Raw genomic sequence first — 3,042 nt, 5'->3', positions numbered from 1 at the left:
TGCTGATGGAGCACGGCATCATGAAGGCGGTCGACGAGAGCCAGATCGGCAAGACCGCGGCCGAACTCCAGGCGATCGCCTAACCCGTCAACGCATGAGCGTCGACCTCCCGCATGCGGGAGGTCGAGCTGAAATCCAGAAAGCATTAAAGGAGACATCAAATGAGTGTTTCGCCCACATTGAGCGTTGCGGAGATCAAGGACCGCAACAAAGCGCTCATCGAAGAAGTTCTGAAGGTTTATCCCGAGAAGACCGCCAAGCGCCGCGCCAAGCACCTCAACGTGCATCAGGAAGGCAAGCCGGATTGCGGCGTGAAGTCGAACATCAAGTCGATCCCTGGCGTGATGACCATTCGCGGCTGCGCTTACGCCGGTTCGAAGGGCGTCGTCTGGGGTCCGATCAAGGACATGATCCACATCAGCCATGGCCCGGTGGGCTGCGGCCAATATTCCTGGGCGGCGCGCCGCAACTATTACATCGGCACGACCGGCATCGACACTTTCGTCACGATGCAGTTCACGTCCGACTTCCAAGAGAAGGATATCGTCTTCGGCGGCGATAAGAAGCTCGCGAAGATCATGGACGAGATCCAGGAGCTGTTCCCGCTGAACAACGGCATCACCGTTCAGTCGGAATGCCCGATCGGCCTCATTGGCGACGACATCGAAGCGGTGTCGAAGGCCAAGTCGAAGGAATATGACGGCAAGACCATCGTCCCGGTCCGTTGCGAGGGCTTCCGCGGCGTTTCTCAGTCGCTCGGCCATCACATCGCCAACGACGCGATCCGCGATTGGGTGTTCGACAAGATCGCTCCCGACGCCGCGCCGCGTTTCGAGCCGACGCCCTATGACGTCGCCATCATCGGCGACTACAACATCGGCGGCGACGCCTGGTCGTCGCGCATCCTGCTTGAGGAAATGGGCCTGCGCGTGATCGCGCAATGGTCGGGCGACGGCAGCCTCGCCGAACTGGAAGCGACGCCGAAGGCGAAGCTGAACGTTCTGCATTGCTACCGTTCGATGAACTACATTTCGCGCCACATGGAAGAGAAGTACGGCATTCCGTGGTGCGAATATAACTTCTTCGGCCCGAGCAAGATCGCCGAATCGCTGCGCAAGATCGCCAGCTATTTCGACGACAAGATCAAGGAAGGCGCCGAGCAGGTCATCGCCAAATATCAGCCCTTGATGGACGCGGTCATCGCCAAATACCGTCCGCGTCTGGAAGGCAAGACGGTTATGCTGTTCGTCGGCGGCCTCCGCCCGCGTCACGTGATCGGCGCCTACGAAGACCTCGGCATGGAAGTTGTCGGTACGGGCTATGAATTCGGCCACAACGACGACTATCAGCGCACCGCCCAGCATTACGTCAAGGACGGAACGCTGATCTACGACGACGTGACCGGCTACGAGTTCGAAAAATTCGTCGAGAAGATCCAGCCCGATCTCGTCGGCTCCGGCATCAAGGAAAAATACGTCTTCCAAAAGATGGGCGTGCCTTTCCGCCAGATGCACAGCTGGGACTATTCGGGCCCCTACCATGGCTATGACGGTTTCGCGATCTTCGCGCGGGACATGGACATGGCGATCAACTCGCCGGTCTGGAAAATGACCAAGGCGCCTTGGAAGACCGAGGAACTGCCGCTGCTCCAAGCCGCGGAATAAATCAGCGCCGGCGCGTCGCGAAGGCGCGCGCCGGCTCCCCGAAATGCATGACGCGAGGGTTCGACCATGCCGCAGAGCGCAGAACACGTCCTAGACCATTTTGACCTCTTCAGAGGTCCCGAGTACCAGCAGATGCTGGCGAACAAGAAGAAGATGTTCGAAAACCCGCGCGATCCGGCTGAGGTGGAACGCGTTCGGGAATGGGCCAAGACCCCCGAATATCGCGAGAAGAACTTCGCTCGCGAGGCGTTGACGGTCAATCCGGCCAAGGCCTGCCAGCCGCTCGGCGCGGTCTTCGCCGCCGTCGGTTTCGAGCAAACGATTCCCTTCGTTCACGGTTCGCAGGGCTGCGTCGCCTATTACCGCAGCCATCTGTCGAGACACTTCAAGGAGCCGAGCTCCTGCGTGTCCTCGTCGATGACCGAAGATGCGGCGGTGTTCGGTGGCCTCAACAACATGATCGACGGCCTGGCCAACACCTACAACATGTACAAGCCGAAAATGATCGCCGTCTCGACCACCTGCATGGCGGAAGTCATCGGCGACGATCTGAACGCCTTCATCAAGACCTCGAAGGAAAAGGGTTCGGTTCCGGAGGAATACGACGTTCCCTTCGCTCACACCCCGGCATTCGTCGGCAGCCACGTCACCGGCTACGACAATGCGCTGAAGGGCGTCATTGCGCACTTCTGGGACGGCAAGGCCGGCACGACGGCCAAGCTTGAGCGCAAGGCGAATGATAAGATCAACTTCATCGGCGGCTTCGACGGCTATACCGTCGGCAATACGCGCGAAGTCAAGCGGATCTTTGGCCTTATGGGCATCGACTACACGATCCTCGCCGACAACAGCGAAGTCTTCGACACGCCGACCGACGGCGAGTTCCGCATGTATGACGGCGGCACGACGCTGGAAGAGGCAGCCGATGCGATCAACGCCAAGGCGACGATCTCGATGCAGGAATATTGCACCGAGAAGACGCTGCCGCTGATCGCTGAGCACGGCCAGGAAGTCGCCGCCTTCAATCATCCGATCGGCGTCTCGGCGACCGACAAGTTCCTCATGACCTTGTCGCGCATCACCGGCAAGCCGATCCCTGAAGAGCTGGCGCGTGAGCGTGGTCGTCTCGTTGATGCGGTGGCCGATTCGAGCGCGCATATTCATGGCAAGAAATTCGCGATCTACGGCGATCCGGATCTGTGCCTCGGCCTCGCCGGGTTCCTGCTGGAGCTTGGCGCCGAACCGACGCATGTGCTCGCCACGAATGGCGGCAAGGCTTGGGCGGCAAAAGTGCAGGCGCTGTTCGACTCCTCGCCGTTCGGCCAGAATTGCCACGTCTATGCCGGCAAAGATCTTTGGCATATGCGTTCGCTGCTGT

General features: G+C 59.8%; 3 protein-coding genes. All 3 read left to right on the top strand.

All coding sequences use genetic code 11. The features are described from left to right. Positions 1-83, top strand: an 83-nt coding sequence (locus tag QZ964_RS21200) for a dinitrogenase reductase (RefSeq protein ID WP_292534333.1), incomplete at its 5' end; no start/stop codon positions are given. Positions 84-161: 78 nt separating this feature from the next. Beyond that, positions 162-1,664: a nitrogenase molybdenum-iron protein alpha chain gene (gene nifD, locus QZ964_RS21195; protein ID WP_018406757.1), complete on the top strand. Its 1,503-nt coding sequence runs from the start codon at positions 162-164 to the stop codon at positions 1,662-1,664. 66 nt (positions 1,665-1,730) lie between these two features. Next, positions 1,731-3,042, top strand: a 1,312-nt coding sequence (nifK, locus tag QZ964_RS21190) for a nitrogenase molybdenum-iron protein subunit beta (RefSeq protein ID WP_292534328.1), incomplete at its 3' end; no start/stop codon positions are given.

The organism is Methylocystis sp. (genome assembly GCF_021731785.1).
Lineage (GTDB): Bacteria > Pseudomonadota > Alphaproteobacteria > Rhizobiales > Beijerinckiaceae > Methylocystis.
Note: the sequence above shows the minus strand (reverse complement) of the source record. Positions and strands in the feature narration are given on the sequence as shown.

Coding starts and splice junctions, on each gene's coding strand:
- nifD (WP_018406757.1), top strand. CDS start 162: ATGAGTGTTTCGCCCACATTGAGCGTTGCGGAGATCAAGGACCGCAAC.